The 22773-nt window shown below is 59.6% G+C and carries 19 protein-coding genes; 7 read left to right on the top strand and 12 right to left on the bottom strand.

Annotated elements, in window-relative coordinates; translation table 11 throughout:
- Positions 1–108 precede the first annotated feature (108 nt).
- Together BKK79_RS38395 and BKK79_RS38390 are read right to left on the bottom strand one after the other, a co-directional pair.
- Entirely contained in the window at positions 109–672 is a 564-nt protein-coding gene (locus tag BKK79_RS38395; protein WP_012435773.1) for a mechanosensitive ion channel family protein, read from the bottom strand.
- Between the two features lie 98 nt (positions 673–770).
- Positions 771–1097 (bottom strand): helix-turn-helix transcriptional regulator, encoded by a 327-nt coding sequence (locus BKK79_RS38390; RefSeq protein ID WP_049768032.1) that lies wholly within the window; start codon positions 1095–1097, stop codon positions 771–773.
- Between the two features lie 849 nt (positions 1098–1946).
- Between BKK79_RS38390 and BKK79_RS38385 the strand changes: the two genes are divergently transcribed.
- From BKK79_RS38385 to BKK79_RS39945, 4 genes are all read left to right on the top strand, one after another.
- Positions 1947–3554: a glycosyltransferase family 39 protein gene (locus BKK79_RS38385; RefSeq protein WP_008650720.1), complete on the top strand. Its 1608-nt coding sequence runs from the start codon at positions 1947–1949 to the stop codon at positions 3552–3554.
- Entirely contained in the window at positions 3551–3934 is a 384-nt protein-coding gene (locus tag BKK79_RS39950; RefSeq protein ID WP_008650722.1) for a GtrA family protein, read from the top strand. Before BKK79_RS38385 ends, BKK79_RS39950 begins: the two co-directional genes overlap by 4 nt.
- Positions 3931–5052 (top strand): glycosyltransferase family 2 protein, encoded by a 1122-nt coding sequence (locus tag BKK79_RS38380; RefSeq protein ID WP_008650723.1) that lies wholly within the window; start codon positions 3931–3933, stop codon positions 5050–5052. Before BKK79_RS39950 ends, BKK79_RS38380 begins: the two co-directional genes overlap by 4 nt.
- A 232-nt stretch (positions 5053–5284) precedes the next feature.
- Positions 5285–5587, top strand: coding sequence for a zinc ribbon domain-containing protein (locus BKK79_RS39945; protein ID WP_008650724.1), 303 nt, complete (start codon positions 5285–5287; stop codon positions 5585–5587).
- 57 nt (positions 5588–5644) lie between these two features.
- Here BKK79_RS39945 and BKK79_RS38375 read toward each other — a convergent pair whose 3' ends face one another.
- Together BKK79_RS38375 and flgB are read right to left on the bottom strand one after the other, a co-directional pair.
- Entirely contained in the window at positions 5645–8134 is a 2490-nt protein-coding gene (locus tag BKK79_RS38375; RefSeq protein WP_011514822.1) for a heavy metal translocating P-type ATPase, read from the bottom strand.
- Between the two features lie 499 nt (positions 8135–8633).
- Complete coding sequence (gene flgB / locus BKK79_RS38370) at positions 8634–9056, bottom strand: flagellar basal body rod protein FlgB (RefSeq protein WP_008650726.1); 423 nt, start codon at positions 9054–9056, stop codon at positions 8634–8636.
- A gap of 284 nt (positions 9057–9340) precedes the next feature.
- On the opposite strand from flgB, the gene BKK79_RS38360 reads away from it, so the two are divergent.
- The 3 genes from BKK79_RS38360 (at position 9341) to BKK79_RS38350 (ending at position 12172) form a co-directional block, all read left to right on the top strand.
- Positions 9341–10527 (top strand): IS3-like element ISRme13 family transposase gene (locus BKK79_RS38360; protein ID WP_085960481.1). Its coding sequence is split into 2 segments (ribosomal slippage): positions 9341–9596 and positions 9596–10527, totalling 1188 coding nucleotides; the frame shifts between segments, so codons are not numbered across the junction.
- A gap of 116 nt (positions 10528–10643) precedes the next feature.
- Positions 10644–11711: a porin gene (locus BKK79_RS38355; RefSeq protein ID WP_011229350.1), complete on the top strand. Its 1068-nt coding sequence runs from the start codon at positions 10644–10646 to the stop codon at positions 11709–11711.
- Positions 11712–11893: 182 nt separating this feature from the next.
- Positions 11894–12172: a hypothetical protein gene (locus tag BKK79_RS38350; protein WP_008646716.1), complete on the top strand. Its 279-nt coding sequence runs from the start codon at positions 11894–11896 to the stop codon at positions 12170–12172.
- Between the two features lie 298 nt (positions 12173–12470).
- Here BKK79_RS38350 and czcE read toward each other — a convergent pair whose 3' ends face one another.
- The 8 genes from czcE to czcI all read right to left on the bottom strand — a co-directional run bounded on the left by czcE (position 12471) and on the right by czcI (position 22563).
- Entirely contained in the window at positions 12471–12872 is a 402-nt protein-coding gene (czcE, locus tag BKK79_RS38345; protein ID WP_011514820.1) for a copper-binding periplasmic protein CzcE, read from the bottom strand.
- Positions 12873–12980: 108 nt separating this feature from the next.
- A complete protein-coding gene (gene czcS, locus BKK79_RS38340) occupies positions 12981–14411 on the bottom strand; it encodes a sensor histidine kinase CzcS (protein WP_011229349.1) in 1431 nt (476 codons plus the stop codon).
- Positions 14412–14415: 4 nt separating this feature from the next.
- Positions 14416–15093, bottom strand: coding sequence for a heavy metal homeostasis two-component system response regulator CzcR (gene czcR, locus BKK79_RS38335; protein WP_008646724.1), 678 nt, complete (start codon positions 15091–15093; stop codon positions 14416–14418).
- Between the two features lies 1 nt (position 15094).
- A complete protein-coding gene (locus BKK79_RS38330; protein ID WP_004635344.1) occupies positions 15095–16045 on the bottom strand; it encodes a cation diffusion facilitator family transporter in 951 nt (316 codons plus the stop codon).
- Positions 16046–16095: 50 nt separating this feature from the next.
- Complete coding sequence (gene czcA, locus BKK79_RS38325; RefSeq protein ID WP_004635342.1) at positions 16096–19287, bottom strand: heavy metal efflux RND transporter CzcA; 3192 nt, start codon at positions 19285–19287, stop codon at positions 16096–16098.
- Between the two features lie 16 nt (positions 19288–19303).
- The gene (czcB, locus tag BKK79_RS38320; RefSeq protein ID WP_004635340.1) at positions 19304–20866 is read right to left on the bottom strand and encodes a heavy metal efflux RND transporter CzcB; all 1563 of its coding nucleotides are present in this window, start codon (positions 20864–20866) and stop codon (positions 19304–19306) included.
- A gap of 17 nt (positions 20867–20883) precedes the next feature.
- Positions 20884–22140 carry a heavy metal efflux RND transporter CzcC gene (czcC, locus tag BKK79_RS38315; protein ID WP_071040839.1) on the bottom strand — a complete coding sequence of 419 codons (1257 nt, stop codon included), beginning with the start codon at positions 22138–22140 and terminating at the stop codon, positions 20884–20886.
- 75 nt (positions 22141–22215) lie between these two features.
- Positions 22216–22563 (bottom strand): CDF family cobalt-zinc-cadmium transporter CzcI, encoded by a 348-nt coding sequence (gene czcI / locus BKK79_RS41010; protein WP_011229345.1) that lies wholly within the window; start codon positions 22561–22563, stop codon positions 22216–22218.
- Between the last annotated feature and the right edge of the window lie 210 nt (positions 22564–22773).

Below are 22773 nucleotides of genomic sequence, written 5' to 3'. Positions count from 1 at the left end.
CGCCAGCGGCTTAAGGTCTTGAGTAGTTTGCTCGGCCTCAAAAAAGCGAAGCGGGGCTTCCCTTCTTGCGCCGGTCTCCGTCCTTGCCTGACCGCGCCACCCTTGCGGTTACTTCCACCTTCGTAGCACACGTTGAAACACCAGACTGTTCGGCAGCTGCAGCACCACCTCTTGTCCTTCGACTGTTGTTTCCAGTAAGGTGGTATAGACGAGATTTACGTCGAGCACACGGCCCTTAATTCCCGGCTTTTCCCCGTTCTCAAGAAGCTCCACAACATCCCCAATGCGGAACGCACCGGTGACGTATATCAGGAGCGCGCAGAACAGGTTCGAGAGTACACTCCACGCGGCGAAAAACGCGACCGCCCCGACAGTGGCAAATCCCGTGAATGCGGTCCACAGGACGGTTCCAGACACGCCCATTCGCTCCAGAGCCCAGAGCGTGGCAGCTACGTACACGATGGTCGCGACCACACGCAAAGACAGCGCCGCAACTTTTCCTGGCAGAGAATATGTATTGGTCAGCTTTCTAAGCAACCGCCGCGCGATGCGCACTGCTAACCATGCGCCAGCCGCAATCAGCACGACCTCGATAGCGGGAACAAGAATGTCGAACCAATCTGCCAGCCACTGCGGCAAGCTTTCGTGTATAGCTTGAAGAAGTTTGTTCATCGAAATAGAGATACAGCCACAGCACCGTACTGTGGCACAGATACCAATAATCGGATTTTTACCGTTCCGGTCTTTGCTTGAAGGTCAAGCGCGACAACTTACATGCCGGCGTCGTGCCTACACTCACCGGTTTTTGATCGAGGTGCAGGCTCGATCGGCTCAACCAACAGATCACCGAAAAAGTAGGCGGCAAATTGATGGCGATTGCTGAGGTTCGCCTTGGCGAATACGCCCGCGGCAATTGTCCGCACCGTCACATCATGCCACGCTAGCGAGTGAGCGCACTCTTCAAGGGTCAACCCTTTTATGAGAAGCATCGCCACTTCCGTTTCCGATGGCGTATATTTCCAGCGCTCGAACTGCAGCAGCATCGACTGCAACAACTGCCGCGTCGCCTGAATTGCCACCTCGTTTCGTTCCGCCATCACCTGCCCTCGTACCTTGGCTGCGCCAGGTAGCGCCTCAGAAACAGGTCGGTTTGGGCTGACACGACGACACCGTTTTCGAATCACGAACCAAAGGATCGCGAGGCCGCCCACTACCTACGCGACTGCGTCGGCGACGACATGAGCGTCCGGTGTTCGCGTTGCAAGGTGGTAGAAATCCCACGCCTGATAGGTCGAGATTGCCATCAGAAGTGCCGTCAGTCTCGACCGCATAGCAGCGAAGTCCTTGCGACTTTTTGGGGTTGACAACGAACACCCCGGATCTAAGCGCAGCGCGAAAGACAAGCACCTTCGAAAGAGGCTGCGCCTAAGAACATCTGATGGAAAGCGACTTCCTAGGCTTGAGCACTAAGGGTGATGAGGCCCGCTGACAACTGCGGGGCGTCAAGTTTACTATGCAGAACATTGCGGCGACATTGCCGAATGGTTACGCACCAACGCATCGAACCCGACGCCCGTTCTCCGAAGCACTTGGGTTACCATGAGCTAACGCTGACGCTTCGTCAGGCAACTTCTTCTGCCGCAAAGCACTCGACGGCGGACTGCGCCGTCATCATCTCGTAACCCCCCCGACAGGTGAGCGCCCTAGAATCCCGCTGTTCGCTCTCTGCTGGCCAAGTCGCCATCCTTCGGACTCCCGCGTGAATCGCATCCTCGGCTCGTGGGGCGTCAAGCGGCGCCGCGTGAACTGCTCCATGATCCAACATCACGACGGCGACGAACCACATCCGGCATCTATGTCGTTGCGCCCTGAGAGCATTTGACCAAGCGCGGTAGCAGTGGCCACCGCACACCTGGACGGGCAGTCTCTTGAAGCGACAGATTTTCATGGCTTTGACCATCGCACTCACGGTGGTCCTCTGGATGTCCACGCTATCCGTGCGTCCCCTCTATGAACCCGACGAGGGTCGTTACGCCGAGGTTCCGCGCGAGATGTTCGTCTCCGGCGATTGGGTCACGCCGCGGTTGAACGGCATCAAGTTCTTCGACAAGCCGCCCCTGCAGTATTGGGCGACCGCCAGCGCCTATACGCTCTTCGGGCCGTCCGAGTGGACAGCAAGGATCTGGAGTGCGCTTGTGGGACTGCTGGGCGCACTCGCCGCATGGTGGGCGGCGCGATCGCTCTATGACACGCGCATAGGCCTCGCCTCAGCGCTGGTGCTCATCGGCGCTCCCCTCTGGATTCTCGGCTCGAATCTGACAACAACAGACATTGGTGTCGGCGCACTGCTCGGCAGTGCCGCTCTCGTTTTCGCCGTGGCCTACCAGAATCGGGAACCTCGCTTATACCCCCTGATCTGGTTGTTGGTCGGTCTGGCATTTCTTGCCAAAGGCCTGATTGCCCTGGTACTGCCAGGAATCACGCTGCTGCTATACGGGGCGGTCACTCGACAATTTTCCGCATTTTTTAGCGCGAGATTCTGGCGCTGGAGCCTGCTTGCGGTGGCCATCACCATGCCTTGGTTTGTCGTGGTGTCCCAGCGCAACCCCGAATTTCTGAATTACTTCTTCATCCACGAACACTTCGCGAGATTCTCGTCCTCGGTTCACGAGCGGGACAAGCCATTCTGGTTCTTCCTGGCCGTTGGTGCGGCAGGCGTCCTGCCGTTCATGGGCTTGATTCCCCGTGCTATCGCACTCCGCTCTCGCAGCGCACAGGCAACGCCTGGCTTCGACGCACGACTGTTTCTGTCGCTGTGGGTAGTCGTTGTCATTGCCTTCTTTTCGATTTCGCGCTCGAAGCTGCCGCTCTATATCCTGCCCGCCTTACCACCGGTGGCCGTCTTGCTCGCGTACAGATCCATGACTGCAGCCCGCCCCACACTGGCGGCAAGCTTTCTTGCCATGCCTGTGCTCGGCGTTGCCATCGCCGTGCTGCTATGGCATCCGACAATGTCGAATGCGGTACTGAAGCTCAATATCAGCAATCCGGCCTCATTGCATACCTGGGGCGCCATCACGATGGGCATTCTGGTCATCGGTGGCTTCCTGGCCTTTGGGATCGCCCTGCGCGGCCACAGGCTCTGCGCGGTTGCCGTCGCTTCGCTGGCGACGCTGGCCAGCCTTCAGGCTGGCTTGATGGCGTCTCGGGCGTTTGGGTCCCTCTCCATCAAACCACTTGGCTTGGAAGCCAAGGCGGCGTCCCGCGACAACACACAACTGTTCAACGTGGGCCAGATTGACCGAGGTCTGGCGTTTTACGCCGAACGAGAACCGATCATTGTCGGGGCCAGATCCGAGCTGGATCTCGGCTTCTCGGTCGAGCCCGACAAGTGGATTGCTAATGAAGAAGCTTTTGCGCAGCGATGGCTGACCCCTGGTCACAAGCTCGCGGTCATGCGGCACGAGACGTTTCATCGACTGAGACCGCTGCTCGGCGGCAACACAACTGTGATCGGACGACATGGCGTCAACGTTCTGGTGCAAAAACCATGAACATCCCATCACGATTTGTACGGTTTCTGGGCGCGGGGGCGACGGCAACCGCTACACACTACGCAACACTGATCACGCTGGTCGGTTTCGGGGTTGCAGCGCTACCGGCGTCTGCCGCCGGCAGTGTTGCAGGCCTTCTGACGCACTACTGCATCAGCAGCCGATGGGTGTTCACACCAGTCCGACCACAACGCGCCACTTTCGGACGGTTCATTCTCGTTTCCGCGCTGGCGTTCTTTCTTAACTCACTTCTGATGTGGGCTGGACTAGCATTGGGGCTTCACTACCTGGTTGCTCAAATCCTCTCGACAATTTTCGTCATGTTGGTCAACTACGTACTCCATGCAAATTGGACGTTCATGAATGGAGCGATGCGATGAATGCCGCCAGCCTGCTGCCAGAGAAGATCTCGGTCGTCGTACCGCTCTTCAATGAAGAAGCTGTCCTGCCACAGTTTCACTTTCGGCTTCTCCGCGTGATGGATGGATTGGCATCGGACTACGAGATTATCTACGTGGACGATGGCAGCCGCGATCGATCACTGGCGGTTGCACACAATCTCAAGGCGGCCGAAGCGCGCGTCGGCATTGTCGAGCTGAGTCGCAACTTCGGCAAGGAAGCCGCGCTAACGGCGGGCCTCGACGTGGCAAGCGGCGACGCCGTTGTGATCATCGACGCCGATCTGCAGGATCCGCCCGAACTGATTCCGTCGTTGATCGAGAAATGGCGCGAGGGGTTCGACGTGGTGTACGCCACGCGCACTTCCCGGGATGGCGAATCGTTCCTCAAGAAGTTCACCGCGCACTGGTTTTACCGCCTGATGGGCAAGCTCAGCGATACGGAGATTCCGGCCGACACCGGCGACTTCCGCGTCATGAGCCGTCGTGCCGTTGCCGCACTCGGACAACTCCGGGAGCAGCACCGCTTCATGAAGGGGCTGTATGCCTGGATAGGATTCCGGCAGACGGCCGTCTTGTATCGGCGTGACGCGCGGGCATCCGGGACGACCAAGTTCAACTACCGCAAGCTGTTGCGTTTTGCCGTGGATGGCATCACTGCCTTTTCCACCGTGCCGCTCAAGTTTGCAACCTCGATCGGCCTGCTTGTTGCCGTTCCCGCCTTTGGCATGGCCGCCTTCATCGTTGGCAAGACGCTGCTCTACGGCGACCCCGTACACGGCTACCCATCCATGATGACCGCCCTGCTTCTGCTGGGCGGCCTGCAACTGGTTTTCCTAGGCGTGCTCGGGGAATATGTTGGGCGTCTGTTCAATGAAGTCAAGCGGCGGCCGGTGTATCTGGTGGCAAGCTATACGGCGCCGATCGGCCCCGGCACCCCCACCGCTGAGCCGGGGCAGGTGGCCGCAGCGACACGGGGTGGCACCCCGCCTGCAGCAATCTTTCACGCACCCGGATGCCCGGAAGGCAAAGCTCCTGGCCTCCCCGAGGCTCCTCAGCGGGATGCCATCCTCACGGAAACCCTTGCGCCAAGCCGATAGACAGCCCGCCTTCCATGCGCTCTCACGACATGGCCAGCAACTATCGGGATCATGACGTTTTCGAAAGAAAGAGCCTCGTATTCAACTTATTCCGTTCTTCGCATCCACCGACCATTGACCCTGTAGTCACTACAGACTATTTACTACAGGCATTGGCTGACGCGTAGCAGCGCAAGTCGTCGCAGCACCCGACACCACGGGGCCGCAGCGACGATCCATCCACTTAGGAGGAATGATGGGTTTCTTGGAAAGGCTCATGGGCCGTCACAGCGGCGGTCATCACGGCGGCGGAAGTGAGCACGGTCGTCGAGGAGGTCATCATGATGGTGGCGGCAGCTACGGCTATGGGAATCCTTTGCCACCACAAAGCCCCGCCGGCGTCCACTGCCCCAACTGCGGCACGGTGAGCGCCCAGGGCGCGCGCTTCTGCCAGCAATGCGGCAGTTCACTGGCTCCGGCGCCGTGCAGTCGATGCGGCACCTTACTCCCACGCGACGCAAAGTTCTGTGGAAGTTGCGGCAATGCCGCCAAATGAGTCGGCGGCCATAGCTGCCGCCGCATCTGGCATCGCCATCATTGCGGCCGGGGCCCGTCATGGGGATTTGTCGCGATAGGCTAGCAGTCGAAGCGCATTGAACACGACGATCAGCGTCGACCCCTCATGCATGGCCACGGCGGGCCCGATACCGAGGCCGAGGATCGTGGCTGGCAGAAGGAACGCCACGACGCCGAGGCTGATATACACGTTCTGAAGGATGATGGCCCGCGTATGTCGGCTTAAACCGACCACAAAAGGCAGGTGTTGGAGGTCGTCGGCCATCAGCGCAACATCCGCCGTTTCCAGTGCCACATCTGAACCTGCCGCACCCATTGCGATGCCCACCGTGGCGTTGGCCATTGCCGGCGCGTCGTTGACGCCGTCGCCGACCATGGCCACTTTGGCTTCCGCGCGCAACGTCTGGATGGCTTTGACCTTGTCCTCAGGCATCAGATCGCCCCAGGCTTCATCGATACCTACGTCCTTGGCGACGGCTTCGGCTGCGCGCTGGTGATCGCCGGAGATCATGATCATGCGTGTGATACCCAGCCTGCGCAGTGCCTCGAGGGCAGCGCGCGCCGAGGCGCGCGGCGTGTCCATCAGCCCAATGGCGCCGAGGTCCCGATCTCCCTGCCTGACGATCATTGTCGTGCGGCCAGTGCTGCGCAGCGTCTGCACTGCGCTCGCCATCGATTCGCTAAGCGGTGCAATCCCGTCGGCGCCGAACATGTCAGGCTTGCCAATCCAGACGGTCTTACCGCACAACGTCGCCGTGACCCCGCGTCCGGTCAAGCTTTGGAGATGAGACGCTTCCGGGATGGAACTGCCTTCCAGGCGCTTGCGGCCATCGCGGGCAATGGCCGCAGCCAACGGGTGGTCGCTGAGCGACTCCACGGCGACCGCTACGCTCAACAATTCCGCTTCAGCTACTCCTTCGGCGACCATCACATCGGTAATACGGGGGCGCCCCTCCGTCAGCGTCCCCGTCTTATCGAATGCAATGGCTTTCAGTGAACCCAGGTTTTCGAGCGGCGCCCCGCCCTTGATCAGTACACCCCCTCTAGCGGCGCGCGCTACCCCCGACAGCACCGCGCTCGGTGTCGCGATGGCGAGCGCGCATGGGCTGGCGGCAACCAGCACCGCCATGGCGCGGTAGAAGGTCGCACTGAACGGCTCATTGATCACTAGCCCTGCAAACAGCAGCAATACCGCCAGCACAAGCACTGCAGGAACAAAGATCCGTTCGAACTTCTCAGTGAACCGCTGGCTCGGTGACTTTTGCGCTTCGGCCTCGTTGACCATCTTGACGACTTTCGCCAGGGCGCTGTCCGTGGAAAGGCGCGTCACTTCCACTTCAATGGCGCCGGCGCCATTGATGGTTCCGGCGAACACGCGGGACACGGCCCCTACGGCATCGGGCTTCCTCCTGGCTGCGGCGGCGTCATCCACGGGCTGCTTGTCGACCGGGATGCTTTCGCCAGTAACCGGCGCTTGATTGACTGCGGAAGCCCCCTTTACCAGAAAACCATCGGCGGGGAGGCGTTCGTTCGGCCGAACCACCACCACATCCCCCACCTGCAATTCCTCGACGGGGACCTCTCGTACCTCGCCTTCACGCCGCACACTTGCTGTAGCCGGTGCGAGCGCCGCCAACGCTTCGATCGCCCGCTTGGCGCGCCCCATGGCGTAGTGTTCGAGCCCGTGGCCGAGACTGAACAAAAAGAGAAGTAGCGCGCCTTCCGCCCAAGCGCCTAACGCCGCCGCCCCTGCGGCGGCTACCAGCATCAGTGTGTCGATTTCGAACTTCTTTAGCCGGAGGTTCTCTATCGCTTCCCGAACGGTATAGAAACCACCAAAAAAATACGCGCCGACAAAGAAGGCAACCGGAATCCATGCTGGCAGGCTGCCGAACAGCTTACCAACGGCAAATCCGAGACCAAGCAAGGCCCCACAGATCAGGGAGAAGATTAGCTCAGTATTCGGGCCAAACACGCTGCCGTGTGCGTGGGCCTCATGCCCCTCGCCTTCCCCATGTGCATGATCCTTGACGCCTTCGCGGTGTTCATGGTCTGCATGACCGCTCTTCCGGGCACCGATCTCAACCGGCGCGAGCCCGCGTTTTGACAGGGCCTGCTCGATCCCTGCCGCGGAGATCCGATCGTTGTCGAATTCGACGCGCGCTATGCCGGAGGCGCTGACTTCGGCCTCGATGACGCCGGGCAAGGCCCGCAGTTGGCTAGCTACGGTTCGCGCTCGTCGTTCGTGCCAGACGCCCTTCAATTGCCAAAGCACATGACCAAACCGCGACGAAATCACCGCACCCGTGCTTGTCACCAGCTCCCGGATGCGGGCAAGGGAAATCGCTGCGGGATCGTAGTGGACACATATCTGTGAATCGCTATCAACATTTGCAGTTTTTATATGCGCCGCCTCGACGCCCTCTTTCCCTCTCAGTTCGGACAGCAACCGTTCTACACAGGGATCAGAGGAATCGGGAAGGCCAGGAAGCAAGACAGGAATGTCCAGGCGCAGCTTTTCGGTCATTGTCGCGGGCTCCAGTCAGTCTGAATCGGCATTCACGCCGTTGCACACTATTAGCAACTAGTGTGCCCCGCATTGCAACAACAAAGCTCAACGAGTCAGCGCCCCAATGCCCCGCCGTAATGCGTTGGTAATGTGCCCGCAATCTGAGCGTACTATCTTGCGGATGACAGGATCCTCATGTCATCCGTCCAGGAACCATACAGATGATTAGCGCCGTCGCATGCTCTGCCTTGCTGGCCTACGCTTTGCCGGCTCCTGCGACCGGTGATCGACTCAGCGAGAAGCCGACCCAGTGGCACACCCTCGCCATTGGACATTCAGACACGGGATACGCCTCCCGCGACCAACGGGTTGCCTGGGCGGCCAACCCGCGACATCGCACAGCCAAACATCCGTCGAAGCAGGAATCCGCAGCGAGCACACCGGAGCCGTCTTCCAGAGACGCGTCCAGCGCTGTCGCCGCACCCAAGCCGCCCTGCCAGTAGTCGCGGTTTCCCCGCTAGGGCCGCATGTCCTGGTAGAGCTTGAGCATGTCCTTGTACTCGTCGGCAGTCTTTTGAATGGAGAACCGCATCCGCAGCGCGTTCTCTGCAAACGCCACACGCTCGACGTCCATCTCCACGGTGTTGCCGTCCATACTCGACTGCAGGGGGACGCGATACATCAGATCCTCTTCCAGCGCGGGCTTGCTTGCCTCGATGTGTCGCGGCGAAGTCATGGTCATGCCCGCAAAATTCTGGCCACTGCCCATCACCCTATCCAACTCGGCGCTGAAGTCGATATCGCGCGCCTTGTAGTTCGGCGTATCCGCATTTGCAATATTTGCAGACAGCAGCTCGAACCTCCGTGTGCGAAGTCGCAGCGCTTGCTCATGAACGCTGTCTTCGCTACGCGCCCATTTTGCGACGTATGGCGTGTCCATCCTTACTCTCCAACTAGATCGGAACCCGCAGCGTATTGCAAAGGCAGTCGATCTTGCTTCGAGAGAAGCGACCTCTTTTCGTGAGTTTCCCATTACCGGCCCGCAATGTTCGCGCGCACACAGGTTGACGCGTCCGCGCGAAAGCCATGTCAATCCACATAACCCCGGTACGTTCCACCTTGTCGTCATCACGCGACGAAGTGACCCCACGTAATTACTTCGCTGAGCTTGCCCCCGCAAAACGAATCCCTTGCTGAGGTTAAACTGAAGCAAGGAGAGATGTGATGACAAGCAAGACAAAGCGGGCGCAGTACACGCTGGAATTCAAGCTGGAAGCGGTACGGCTGGTGAAGAGCGGGCAGAGCATGGCAGTGGTTAGCGCGACCCTGGGCATCAGAGCGCAGACGCTGCATAACTGGGTCAAGGCGGAGCGGGAAGGCAAGCTGACTGGTGCGGGTATGAAGCCGGTCAGCCCGGAGCAGATGGAGCTGGCCCGGCTTCGGGCGGAGGTGGCGCGCTTGAAGATGGAGCGCGATATTTTAAAAAAAGCCGCAGCATACTTTGCGAAGGAGTCGGTGTGAGGTATGCGTTCATCGAGCGAAACCGACGTTACTGGCCGGTCTCGGTCCTGTGTGAGCTGTTAGGGGTCAGCCCCAGCGGCTATCACCAGCGCAAGCAACGCACAGTAAGCACCGACAGGCCAGATAGAGGCCGACTCAGTGACGATGCCTTGTTGGCCCACATCAAGGCGATTCACGCCGGGGTCAAGGGGGAGTACGGCTGGCCGCGCATGTGGAAGGAACTGCTGGCGCGTGGGGTGCGGGTGGGCAAGGAGCGTGTTCGCAAGCTGATGGCGCTGCACGGCATCCGTGCCCGCCACAAGCGCAAGTACATCGCGACAACCAACTCGAACCACGATTTGCCGGTGGCCCCCAATCTGCTGCAACGCGACTTTAGCCCAGCAGCACCCAATCAAGTCTGGACGAGCGACATAACCTATGTGGCGACCGCCGAAGGCTGGCTCTACCTGGTGGTCATCATCGACCTGTTCAGCCGGCAGGTGGTTGGCTGGTCGATGCAACCACACATGAAGGCCGAATTGGTCACGGACGCGCTGCGCATGGCCTGGTTCCGGCGCCGCCCGGAAGCCGGTGTGATTGTGCACACCGACCGGGGAAGCCAGTATTGCAGCCATCTGTTTCAAGACGCCCTGAAGGCGTATGGCATGCGCTCGTCAATGAGCCGCAGGGGCGATTGCTGGGACAACGCGCCGACTGAGAGTCTGTGGGGGTCGTTGAAGGTCGCTCGCCTGCACGGTCGCCAGTTCGCTACCCGCCGCGCCGCAATGGACGAGGTAATTGACTGGCTTGGCTTTTATAATGCCAGCCGACTCCACTCGACGCTGGGCTACGTCAGCCCCATGACGTTCGAGAAAAACTGGTCCGCAGCTCAGCAACACCGGGCTGCCTAATTCCCTCGGTTATGGGATTCGTGGAACAGGGGCAAGGTCACGCAATCTGACCGTCATCTGCAGATTTCTATACTCGCCCCCACCAAATTAATTTCGGGTCTTAATGAGGAGAATCCATGAAGATTAGTCGCATTGCCGTCGCATCCCTCGGTCTGTTCGCTACAACCGCATTCGCTCAATCGAGCGTCACGCTGTATGGTGTGGCCGACGCGGGTATCGAGTATCTGAGCAACGTCCCATCGGCTTCGCCCGGTGGCTCGAACCAGGTTCGCATGACCTCCGGCAACATGTCGACGTCGCGTTGGGGCCTGCGTGGCGTCGAAGACCTTGGCGGCGGTCTGAAAGCCATCTTCGAATTGGAAAGCGGCATTTCGTTCGACACCGGCGCACAGAACAACAGCACCCGTCTTTTTGATCGTAGTGCCTTCGTAGGATTGGGTAGCAAATATGGTCAACTGACGTTGGGTCGTCAAACGACACCAATGTATGACACCACGCTGCAACTCGACCCGATGGGCTTCGCGCCGCGCTACTCGCTCTTCAAGATGGATGACGTCTTGGCGGGTCGCGCTGACAATGCTATCAAGTACCGTGGCATCTTCAGTGGCCTGACGGTCACCGGCCTCTACAGCTTTAGCCGCACCGGCGGCGGCGAAGTGCCGGGGAACTACAAGGTCGATCGAAACATGGGCGTATCGCTCATGTATGAAACCGGCGCCCTCGCTGTCGGCGCGGTGTACGACGAGATCCAGGGCAGCACCGTCGCCACGGCCGACCGCAAGGACCGCCGCGCTCTAATTGGCGCGAGCTACGCTTTCGGACCGGCTAAGGCATTTATTGGTTATCGCTGGTACAACGGCAATGTCGGTGCGCTGCCGACGAACGGTTCTAACATTTACTGGGCCGGCCTGCGCTATGGCCTGACGCCCGCACTGACGCTGACCGGCGCCGCCTACTACACGGACAGCCGCAATTCTGGCGCAGACCCGTTCCTGTTCGTTGCCTCGGCAGATTACGCTTTCTCGAAGCGTACCGATGTGTATATGAACGTCGGTTATGCACTGAACCGCGGCAACTCGCAGCTGGGCATGAACGGCTACAACTCGACGACCGGCAGCCCGACCAACGTTGTCCCTGGCAAGGATCAGACCGGCGTCGTCGTAGGCGTACGCCACAAGTTCTGAGCGAGCTCAAAAGAATCGACACTTTCTTGTTAATTCAAGAGAGTTTGTGCCTCCCAACCGGGAGGCATTTTTTTATGACAGGATCGTAATACGCGGGTAATTCAGTGGAGCAGGTCCGGTAGCTAGACTGTGAACACGGTGAGCGATTAGAGACTCACAAACATTGACTCCGGAGAGATTCCATGAAGACGATTCACACTGCCCTGATTGCTGCTGCCCTCACGATTGCTGCCGCCGGCTCCGCCATCGCTGCTACCCCTGATGGCCAGATCCACCGTCCCCGCGACCCCTACACCGACGGCGGACGCGCCGCAGTCAACGACATTTACGCCGGCGGTGCACGCATCGACAAGCGCGACGTGTTCACCGACGGCGCACGCCTCGGCCAGCGTGACGTATTTACCGACGGCTCGCGTATTGGGCCGCGTGATGTGTTCACCGATGGCGCACGCGGAATTTGACGCAAGCCGTCCCTGAAACTCAGACCGACCTCTGTGGGGGAGCCAGGCACCCGTCAGTTGCTTGGCTCTTGGTGCTCTTTCGCTTTATCCCGATGGCGAAAGCTTCCGAAGCTTGCCCTCCCCGGAGGGCAAGCTTTTTTTCCCTCCATCGGCGTCAATCCGGTGCCGTTCATGATGCGGTGGCGCGTGCTACAACTTCCCATCGCCTCGTGTATTGCTAAGCGGCAGAACCGACGCCAATGACGATGAAAAAGGCCCCGCATTGTGCGGGGCCTGTAGTTCACCGGTTCAGCAACGTTCAGCCACCTGTGAAGAGGTCGCTTCTATCAATATAGACGCGCACGCCAGCGCTACCCGGCAGATCCGGCATCAACAAGCCAAGGTCCACACTCGTATCCCTGACCATCTGGGCGAAGGTCCATGCGACGATCTTCTCGCCGGCCCGAAACGCCACCGTCTCGCCAGAGTCCACGTTGACATACCGCATCCCTGGCTTCACGTCGATAATGCGACTGGCCTGAGATTGGCCGGCTGGATCGCCATACAAGGTCGCGTGACGCTTCGCCATCGCCTGCGCCGTCGCCGTCGACGCAGGCACGCCCGGTTTCAACCCGGTCATTTCCAAAGCATACGAAGCCGACATCCCACCCAACAGCAACGCCGCAAACAGCAAGGCGTGTTTCTTCGTTTTCATAGTCATCTCCTTTCTAGAGACTTCGTTGATCTATGAAAACGAGTGTATAAATTGTACGCATGCTGCAGCCTTGCCCGGCGATTACAAATAGGCAATCGGGCTCATTGCACCACTCTACCCAACGACTGGTCGGTCCTGACTCGGCCTACCCACCGAAACCCGCGCTGAGGCTTCAGCACCGTTGAGCGGGAAGCGCAATGTAAAGCGTGTCTTCCCATCCAAGCCGCTCACGGCTGACGCGTCGCCGCCATGGAGCTCCATGATCGACAGGACGATGGCCAGGCCCAGCCCCGTGGACTGTGACGAGTTGGATCTCGCCCTATCCCCACGGAAGAACCGATCAAAGATGAGGGAAAGTTCCCGCTCCGGGATTGGGTCTCCAACGTTCGTGATGTCGATGCAACAATGTGCCGCTTCGCGGCGCACCACCAGATCTATCATCGAATTCGGCCACGCATGACGGACCGCATTTGACAGAACATTGTTGATCGCACGCTGGAACAGAATGGCATCAGCGACCAGGGTGGCATCCCCGCTTACCCTGATTACGACGCTTCGCTCCTCTGCAAGCACCGAAAAGTAGGCGGACAACTTGCGAAGTTCTGCATTCAACTGGAGTTCCGTCAACTCGAGCGCCACATTGGCACTGTCAGCTCGCGCGAGGAACAACATCGCATCGATCATCCTCGCAAGTCGCTGGTATTCGACCAGGCTTTCCTCCACCAAGGCGACATACTCGGGCCCGGTGCGGTCTCGTGACAAGGCGACCTCGGCATGTCCAATGAGGTTGTTAAGCGGCGTGCGCAAATCATGGGCAAGATCGGCGGAGAACCGCGACAGCTTCTGATAACCATCCTCGAGGCGTTGCAGCATCGCATTGAACGCAGAGGCGATATCACGCACTTCGGTGGGCTTGGGTGGCATGTCCACCCGGTAGCTCAGCCGTTCCACACTGATCCGGTTGATCTGCTTGATAAGTACGTGCGCCGGCTCCAGCTCACGGCGCGTAATGGCCGCCCCCACCAGGGCCGTCAATATCACACCGACGGTGGTACCAAGCACGAGCGTCGTCCGGAATCGCGCAGTCACCTGCTTCCTGTCCTCGCCAGACTTCGCCACGAACACCGTCGCCCGCGTACCGTCTCGCCCCAACACCGCATCGGCGGACTGGAACATGAGCGATGACTTTCCCGTGACCGCCGCTTGGTCAGTGCCTTCCAGCAATGCATCGTTGCCCGTGCGAAACAAAAGCCGGCCATCCAGCGCCGTGACGCGAACGATGAGGTCCGAGTAACCTCGCACCAGATCATCGAAGCGATGCTGCGCCGCCGGGACGCCCTGCACCCCGTCCACCTCGCGCAAGAAATGCTCGACCTGTTCGAGTTTTCCCTTTACAACCTCATCGTCTCTGGCCTCGAGTTGCGCGGCGAGCGAGTAGTAAGCAAAGGCGCCCATGCTGGCCAGCGCGATAGACAGTACCAATGCAAAGAAGAGCCCAAGCCGCCTCGTCAGTGACAGCGGGGTTATCGAAGTCCCGGGCCTCATTCCGTCACCGGCCGCGCTCTGGGTCGAGGACATAGCCCATTCCCCGTACGGTATGGATCAGCTTTTGATCGAAGGGATCATCCACCTTGGATCTCAGGCGCCGGATCGCGACGTCAACGACATTGGTATCCGTGTCGAAGTTGACGTCCCAGACCTGGGACGCGATCGTGGTTCGCGACAGCACCTCCCCTCTCCGGCGCATGAGCAGGTGCAACAGCGAGAACTCCTGATTCGTCAATTCAATGCGGGTAGTTCCCCGGAATACCCGCCTTCCAAGCACGTCGATGTCCAGATCGGCAATGCGCAATCGCTCGGACTCCTTCGAGGTGCTTTGGCGCAAGCAACGCCGGATACGGGCAAGGAGCTCGGCAAAGGCGAAGGGCTTGACCAGGTAATCGTCTGCCCCCAACTCGAAGCCTCTGACACGATCCGCCACATCATCCAGCGCCGTCAGAAACAGTACGGGTGTCTCGGACTTGGATCGAATGGACTTGATGACCGTCCACCCGTCCATACCTGGCAGCATGACGTCCAGGATGATGACGTCGTAGTCGGTCTCTTCCGCCATGTGGAGCCCATCGCCACCATTGTTCGCGATGTCGACCACGAAACCCGACTCCGACAATCCCTTCTGCAAATACTCCGCAGTACGCGGTTCGTCTTCTACAACAAGTACCCGCACCTTAGTTTCCTCCTGCAGCAAGCGACTTCGATCCGACCAGTGCTGGCGATGCATTGAAATGCTGAGCTGCATCCGCTTGTTCGCATGGTGCCAGTTCGAACTGAATGGTCACGTGCGTGATATCGAATTTGTCAGCCAGCATCTGCTTCAATTCCGGTAGCACTTCCATTTCCGGGTTGACGGCCGTGTCATTCACGACATGAACCGTCAAGCTCGCCTTGCCGCTGGTAAGTGCCCAGATGTGGAGGTCATGGAAGCTTTTTACCCCGGGCGTCGCCAGAATTTGCTTCTCAACCTCTGCCAGATCCACGTCATCGGGTACGCCTTCGAGCAGCACATTCAGGCTCGACTTCAGCAGGATCCACGTGCGAGGCAGTACCCAGAGGCCGATCAGCACCGCAATGGCGGAGTCGACCCACGCCCAGCCCGTGAAGCGGATGATGATCGCACCGGCGATGACGCCAACCGACCCGAGCAGATCGCTCCAGACTTCCAGATAAGCACCCTTCACGTTCAGGCTGCTGCTTTGCCCGGAGGACAGCATGCGCATGCTGATGAGATTGATGATCAGGCCCAGCACAGCCACGACGAACATGCCGGTTGACTCAATCTGAGGTGGCGATTTCAGCCGCAGGTAGGCTTCGTACAGGATGTAGATAGCCACACCGAACAGCAGCAATGCGTTAAAGGCCGCGGCAAGAATCTCAAAACGGTAGTAGCCAAATGTCCGCTTCTTGTCCGCGGGTCGCTTGGCGATCGCAATAGCAGCCAGTGCGATGGCCAGTGCGACGGTGTCCGTGAGCATGTGCGCGGCGTCGGAGATCAACGCCAGGCTCTTCGTCATGACACCACCGACCACTTCGGCAATCAGGAACGTACCGGTCAGCGCAAGGGCGATCTTGAGCGATCGCTCGTTGCCACCGGGATGGTCGTGTGAGTGACCTGCGCCCATAGAAACTCCTATAAAAATTGGGCGGTACGATGACCGCCCAAGGATTTACGTCATGCAGGCTGGCGGCCTTGATCCGGTTGATGCGTCTGAGTGACTGGCTCGCGAGTATCTTCCGCGTCCTCATCCTTGCGGTGAGCAAGTCGATAGAGCACCGGCAACACCAGTAGGGTCAGCGCCGTGGACGACAAGATGCCACCGATTACCACCGTTGCGAGGGGACGTTGCACCTCAGCGCCCGTACCGGTGGCGATGGCCATCGGCACGAAACCCAGGGATGCCACCAGGGCCGTCATCAGCACCGGACGCAGTCGCGTCAGGGCGCCAACTCGGACCGCGCTGTCGAGGGAATGCCCTTCTTCGCGCAGCGATCGGATAAACGACAGCATCACCAGACCATTGAGCACCGCCACCCCGCACAGCGCGATGAAGCCCACCGCTGCAGTAATGGACATCGGAATGCCGCGTATCCACAGGGCAAGAATCCCGCCAGTCAGCGCAAAGGGAATGCCCGTGAAGACTAGCAAGCCATCCTTGATGTTGTTGAACATCGCAAACAACAGTACGAAGACCAGCAACAGCGCCACCGGCACTACCACCTGCAGGCGGGTGGTGGCGGACTGCAGTTGCTCAAAGGTGCCACCCCATGTCATCCAGTAGCCAGCCGGGATCTTGACCTGGCTTTGGATAGCCGCTTCCGCCTCGGGCACGAATGAACCAATATCACGTCCACGAACGTTGGCACTGATCACGATGCGGCGCTTGCCGTTCTCGCGCGAGATCTGGTTCGGGCCGGGCGCCATTTCCAGCGTCGCCACCTCGCTCAATGGGATAAACGTCGTTCTCGCGTCCACTCCTTTTGGCAACGGAATCGGCAATCGGCGCAGAGCCTCGACCTCGCCGCGCACAGCTTCGGGCAGGCGGACCACGATATCGAAACGACGATCGCCCTGGAAGAAGGTTCCGGAATCACGGCCTCCGACGCCCGTTGCCACCGCGTCTTGCACGTCGCTCATGTTAAGCCCGTATCGCGCCGCCTTCTCCCGATCGATCTTGACCGTCAGCATCGGCAAGCCGGTGGTCTGTTCTACCTTCACCTCCTGCGCGCCGGGGATGCCCTGCAGCACGGCCGATACCTTCTTCGCCGTCTCGCTGAGCACGTTGTTGTCATCGCCGAAGATCTTGACTGCGACGTCCGAGCGGACCCCGGAGATCAGCTCGTTGAACCGCAGCTGGATCGGTTGGGAGAACTCGTAGTTGTTCCCGGGGATCTTGCCGGCTTCCTCCTGGATGGCGGACAGCAGTTCGGCATGTGTTTTCTTCGGCTCTGGCCAATCCTTCTCAGGCTTGAGCATGATGTAGCCATCCGAAATATTCGGCGGCATCGGATCGGATGCAATCTCCGCCGTACCTGTCCGCGCAAACACGCGCTCGATTTCGGGGAATTTTGCCTTGAGGGTCGTCTCGATCGTCTTCTGCATCTCCACGGACTGCGACAGGCTCGTGCCAGGAATGCGCAGCGCCTGGATGGCAATGTCGCCTTCGTTCAGATTGGGGATGAACTCGCTGCCCAGGCGGGCCGCAATGGCCACGCACAGAACAATTGACACCGCGGCAAACGTCAATACAACGGCCGTGTTCGCGAGCGACTTTTCCAGCAGCGGCTCGTAGCGACGCTTCGCCCAGAGCATGAGACGATTTTCTTTCTCGGCCACCCGTTCGCCGATGAACAAGGCGACCGCAGCCGGAACGAACGTCACGGACAGAATCATCGCGCCCAGCAGCGCCAGGACGACCGTGAACGCCATCGGGTGGAACATCTTGCCTTCCACCCCCGTCAGCGCAAAGATCGGCAGGTAGACGATCATAATGATGAGCTGACCGAAGATCAGTGGGCGACGCGCCTCCTTCGCTGCGGCAAACACCTCATGGAACCGCTCGGAGCGCGTCAATGGCCGGCCATGGTGTTCCTGCGCATGCGCCAGTCGCCTCACACAGTTTTCGACAATCACCACCGCGCCATCGATGATGATGCCGAAGTCGAGCGCGCCCAAGCTCATCAGGTTCGCACTGATCTTGTAGTTCACCATCCCCGTGAAGGTGAACAACATCGCCAGCGGAATGATCGTCGCGGTAATCAGCGCCGCGCGGATGTTACCCAGGAAAAGGAACAGAATTACGATGACGAGCACCGCGCCTTCAAGAAGGTTCTTCTTGACGGTCGCAATGGCCTTGTCGACCAGACGTGTCCGGTCGTATACCGTTACGATCTTCACACCTTCCGGCATCGTACGGTTAATGGAAGCGACCTTTTCATCGACCGCTTTTGACACAGCCCGGCTGTTTTCGCCGATGAGCATGAATACCGTGCCCAGCACAACTTCCTTGCCATTCTCGGTTGCCGCACCGGTACGCAGTTCCTTGCCAATCTCCACATCCCCGATGTCGCGAATGCGGATCGGCTGCCCCTGCGCTGTACCGACAATAATGTTGCGGATGTCGTCTTCGGACGCAACCTGACCCGGCGCACGAACCAGATACTGCTCGCCCCTACGCTCGATGTAGCCCGCACCCACGTTGTCGTTGTTCTTGTTCAGCGCATTGACGACGTCGGTCAGCGTCAGCCCGTACGACGCTAGCCGTTCAAGACTCGGCGCGACCAGGTACTGCTTGTTGAAACCACCGATAGTATTGATCTCGGTGACACCGGGCACGTTACGCAGTTGCGGCCGTACCACCCAATCCTGGATTTCGCGCAAATCTGTCGGCGTATAGGCAGTCCCGTCAGCTTTGCGAGCACCCTCTTCGGCTTCAACGGTCCATAGATAGATCTCCCCGAGGCCGGTCGAAATAGGCCCCATCGCCGGCACAACGCCTTCAGGCAGATTGTCCTTGGCTTCCTGGATGCGCTGGTTGACGAGTTGGCGCGCGAAATAGACGTCCGTGCCATCCTTGAAGATGACCGTCACCTGCGACAAGCCATAGCGGGACAGGGAACGCGTCTGTTCGAGTCCCGGCAGGCCGGCCATCACGACCTCGATCGGATACGTAACACGCTGTTCGGTTTCGAGCGGTGAATAGCCTGGTGCCGAGGTATTGACCTGAACCTGAACGTTGGTAATGTCAGGGACCGCGTCGATCGGTAGTCGGTTGTAGCTGAAAATCCCTAACCCGGCCATTCCAAACACGGCGAGCAGGACCAGCCATCGCTGCTGGATGGCGAAACTAATGATACGTTCAAACATTGCTGTTTCCCCCGTATCAATGGCCGTGTTCGGCGCTGGATTTGCCAAGTTCGGCCTTCAGAACAAAACTGTTGGCGGCGGCGTAACGTGCGCCCGGCTTCAGGCCCTCGACAATCTCGATGACCTTGCCGTTTGTCCGGCCGACCTTCACCGGCTGCGGCACGAATCCACCTTGAACCGCGACAAAGACTACGCTCTCGCCATTGACGTCCTGGACGGCCTCGGTCTTCACCGCAACGGGCACCTCGACATCAGCACCGAATACGTCGACCGTGACGAAGAGACCCGGTCGCCAAGCCATCTGTGGATTGGTCAATGTTACGCGGGCCTTCGCCGTCCGCGTCTGCTCGCCCAGCAGCGAACCCACGTATGAAACGGTGCCATCTGCCTTCACATCGGACGATGCCGAATTGATCGACGCCTTTTCGCCGATGCGCACCCGCTCGACATCCTTGGCAGACACCACGAACTCGGCCCAGACGGACGACAGATCCGACAGCGTGAACACGTTGGCGTTGTCCGCCACCGCTTCCCCAAGCGAGATATGCTTTTCAACGATCATGCCGTCGAACGGTGCGCGCAGCTCGTAGCGATTGAGTGCCGTCGAGCTGTTGCTGGCGCCAATGGCGGTCAGCTTCTGCTGCGCGTTCTGGACACTGATCTGCGCTTCCTGCAGCGCGTTGCGGGCGCTCAGATAATCTTGCTCCGCAGAGATCTTCTGTTCCCAGAGCTTCTTCTCGCGGTCATAAGTGACACGCGCCAGATCCAGACGTTTCTGTGCTGCGAGCAGTTCGCTGCGCTGGTCAGAAAGTCCGGTGCTCGCGATGACCGCGAGAACCTGTCCCTTCTTAACCTGTTGCCCAATATTGGCCGGAACGCTCTCTACGACGCCAGCCAGTCGCGGCACCACGTGGGCTGTCTTGTCTTCGTTGAAACGGATTTCGCCGGGGAACTGGACGCCAGCCTGGACCTTTGCCGAGCCCGCGGTTTGAACCACTACCCCTGTCTTGGCCAGCTGGTCCGCTGTCAACTCAATCTTGCCTTCCTCTTTCGAGAGCCGCACGGCGAGTGGCGAAGACGAACCGGGCAAGGTCACATTTGCGGTCACGTCAAAGACATGGGGCTCGGCAACTGGCTGTTGGCTTTCCAGCGCGTCGCCAGACACCACGAACTTGAGCGCTTGAGACTCGCCCGTAGCCCGCACGAGCTGGCCTGTCGCTGCCACGCCATTTGCCACCGCCTTCCCAGACTTGCTAACCCAGAGCCGAATACGGGCCTCGCCCTTGGATTCGGCCGTGCCAATTTCGACGTCATAGCCATCACGCGAAAAGAGCGCGCCACCATTGGGGCCCTTCTTGACCTCGTGATGCTCGCCGTCGCCGTGTGACTTGTCATCCTTGTGGTCGGCTTCCGCCGCCTGCTTGCCATGGTGCTCGGTGTCGCCATGCCCCTTGGATTCCGAGTGCCCACCCTGCTCTTCCGGCGCAGAGCGCCCGCTCAGCAGAACGCCACCAGTCGCGACGCCGCCCACCAGTACGATGGCCGCAATGGCAGCCTTTTGTTTGTTCGAAATAGCCATGTTTTATGAATCCCGTCTTAACGTCCCAGAATGCGATCGATCGTGGTCGCCGCCTGATAGGTTTGTCCAAGCACGCCGAGATAGCGGATGCGTGCCTGGAACAGCGTGCGCTGGGCATCCAGGACGTCCAGATAATTGAACTTGCCGGCCTCGAAGCCAATGGTCGCCGCGTTGAAGGCTTGCTCGGCGCCTGGCAAGACGGTCTGCTTCAGCGTTTGTGCCGAGGCGCGCGATACCGACAGCTGGTTCGATGCCATCAGGAGATTTCGGGTCAGGCTGATGCGATTGGCCAGATATTCATCCTGGGCCTTGTCCGCCTGGCGAATGGCCGAATACAAGTTGCCCTGATTCCGGTCAAAAATCGGCAACGGGATCGCCACACCGATCACCGCCATGTTGCGGTTGGCTTCTGTATCTCGCTTGGCACCCAGACTGACTGTCAGATCCGGATACTGGCGGCTGCGCTCAACGCCCACCAATGCCTGGCGGCGGTCAAGTTCAGCGCGGCTTGCGGCCACCAGCGGTGAGTTTTCCAGCTCCTTCAGAAGGAGTTCAGGCGCCGGCCTGGATGGCAGCGCGTCCAGATTGCCCTGTGCTTCGGCAAACTGCGGCGATGCATTGCCCCACAACGCCGTCAACGCCTGACGGGCGGACTGCAGGCTCGCCGTTGCTTCGGCCAATTCAAGTTCGGCGTTGGCCTGTTCGACACGTGCCTTAGTTTCGTCAACCGGGGAGATCTTGCCGGCCGCGACGCGGCGTGAAGCGGCTTGCGCGCCCCTCGCAGCGATATCCGCGGAGCCAGTTGCCAGCTTGACGCGTTCCTGTGCGATCAAGACGGAAAAAAAGCTCTCGATTACCTGCGCCCGAATGTCACCGCGAACGCCAGCCAGCGTTGCCTGCGCCAGTTCGCGCGTCCTTTCCGCGGCATTGATACGAGCCGAGCGCTTGCCGCCCAGTTCGATGGGGATATTCATCTGGGCGGTGGATGTACGGGTGGATTTCCGCGTGTCCTCGACCAGCGTCTGGAGTTCCGGGTTCGGAATAACCCGGGCCTGCATGATCCCACCTTCTGTGGAATCGAGTTCCTTGGCGGCGGCGGACAGGTTGAAATTGCTTCCTGCCGCCAGCGACAACGCGGCCTCGAGGGTCAACGGTCCCGCCGCTTCCCTTGGGAAGACGGGCACCATGGACGTGCCGGTGTCAGATTGCGCTACGGCAAAGTTTGGGCTGAGAAATGCTACCGCCAGCCCGAGCGGCAGAAATAGTCTTCGCATCGAATTGCACCAAGGTATGTGACCAGGAGAATTCGGCGAGAGACGAAAGGAGAAAAAGAGTCGTCGTCTCGCCGATCAAGCGAGACGCTGCCACTGAGGACGGTCGGGAGCCCTGGCATTCAGAGACGAGAACTCGGACGAATGTTGAGTATCGGTCACTTCTACCCGATTCGCTATCAACACGTCCTGCGTCTGTCCATAGACGAACGGGAGGGAGACCAGATGGCATACCCCGCAGTCTGTATCCACGAATGGCTTTTTCTCGGCATCCGTTTTACCTTCCGGCTGCTGATGACGATGCTCGTGGTGCCCAAGGTGCCAAGTGGCCGTGGCTTTCTCGTGCTGACAATAGCGTGCCGCTGCCGCCCAGGAAAACTGGAACGGCAAAATGAGCAGCACGAAGATCAGAACGAAACGTCGCATTCCTTGGGAGACTGTGCGGGGGGCTTGGGGTTGAAGTACTAACGGCTGGGCCGTCGCCGAAGTTTACATGAATCCTCGATCACCAGCATTAAGAGCAGATTACGATTATCGCTTTCGCCTGCTCGTTTTGGGGTGCCGCTTTCGCCCCTCATCAGTCTTACGCTTGGGGGCGGGCCCATGCTTCCACCGCAAATAGACAGCGAACCCCAC

The sequence above is a fragment of the Cupriavidus sp. USMAA2-4 genome, from assembly GCF_001854305.1.
In the GTDB taxonomy this organism is placed as follows: domain Bacteria; phylum Pseudomonadota; class Gammaproteobacteria; order Burkholderiales; family Burkholderiaceae; genus Cupriavidus; species Cupriavidus malaysiensis.
Note: the sequence above shows the minus strand (reverse complement) of the source record. Positions and strands in the feature narration are given on the sequence as shown.

What these genes read in the sequence shown, in the direction of transcription:
- czcA (WP_004635342.1), bottom strand. Translation starts at nt 19,287, where the DNA reads ATGTTTGAACGTATCATTAGTTTCGCCATCCAGCAGCGATGGCTGGTC.
- BKK79_RS38350 (WP_008646716.1), top strand. Translation starts at nt 11,894, where the DNA reads ATGAAGACGATTCACACTGCCCTGATTGCTGCTGCCCTCACGATTGCT.
- czcE (WP_011514820.1), bottom strand. Translation starts at nt 12,872, where the DNA reads ATGACTATGAAAACGAAGAAACACGCCTTGCTGTTTGCGGCGTTGCTG.
- czcC (WP_071040839.1), bottom strand. Translation starts at nt 22,140, where the DNA reads ATGCGAAGACTATTTCTGCCGCTCGGGCTGGCGGTAGCATTTCTCAGC.
- flgB (WP_008650726.1), bottom strand. Translation starts at nt 9,056, where the DNA reads ATGGACACGCCATACGTCGCAAAATGGGCGCGTAGCGAAGACAGCGTT.
- czcI (WP_011229345.1), bottom strand. Translation starts at nt 22,563, where the DNA reads ATGCGACGTTTCGTTCTGATCTTCGTGCTGCTCATTTTGCCGTTCCAG.
- BKK79_RS38380 (WP_008650723.1), top strand. Translation starts at nt 3,931, where the DNA reads ATGAATGCCGCCAGCCTGCTGCCAGAGAAGATCTCGGTCGTCGTACCG.
- BKK79_RS38355 (WP_011229350.1), top strand. Translation starts at nt 10,644, where the DNA reads ATGAAGATTAGTCGCATTGCCGTCGCATCCCTCGGTCTGTTCGCTACA.
- BKK79_RS38375 (WP_011514822.1), bottom strand. Translation starts at nt 8,134, where the DNA reads ATGACCGAAAAGCTGCGCCTGGACATTCCTGTCTTGCTTCCTGGCCTT.
- BKK79_RS38395 (WP_012435773.1), bottom strand. Translation starts at nt 672, where the DNA reads ATGAACAAACTTCTTCAAGCTATACACGAAAGCTTGCCGCAGTGGCTG.
- BKK79_RS38385 (WP_008650720.1), top strand. Translation starts at nt 1,947, where the DNA reads ATGGCTTTGACCATCGCACTCACGGTGGTCCTCTGGATGTCCACGCTA.
- czcB (WP_004635340.1), bottom strand. Translation starts at nt 20,866, where the DNA reads ATGGCTATTTCGAACAAACAAAAGGCTGCCATTGCGGCCATCGTACTG.
- BKK79_RS39945 (WP_008650724.1), top strand. Translation starts at nt 5,285, where the DNA reads ATGATGGGTTTCTTGGAAAGGCTCATGGGCCGTCACAGCGGCGGTCAT.
- BKK79_RS38390 (WP_049768032.1), bottom strand. Translation starts at nt 1,097, where the DNA reads ATGGCGGAACGAAACGAGGTGGCAATTCAGGCGACGCGGCAGTTGTTG.
- BKK79_RS38330 (WP_004635344.1), bottom strand. Translation starts at nt 16,045, where the DNA reads ATGGGCGCAGGTCACTCACACGACCATCCCGGTGGCAACGAGCGATCG.
- BKK79_RS39950 (WP_008650722.1), top strand. Translation starts at nt 3,551, where the DNA reads ATGAACATCCCATCACGATTTGTACGGTTTCTGGGCGCGGGGGCGACG.
- czcS (WP_011229349.1), bottom strand. Translation starts at nt 14,411, where the DNA reads ATGAGGCCCGGGACTTCGATAACCCCGCTGTCACTGACGAGGCGGCTT.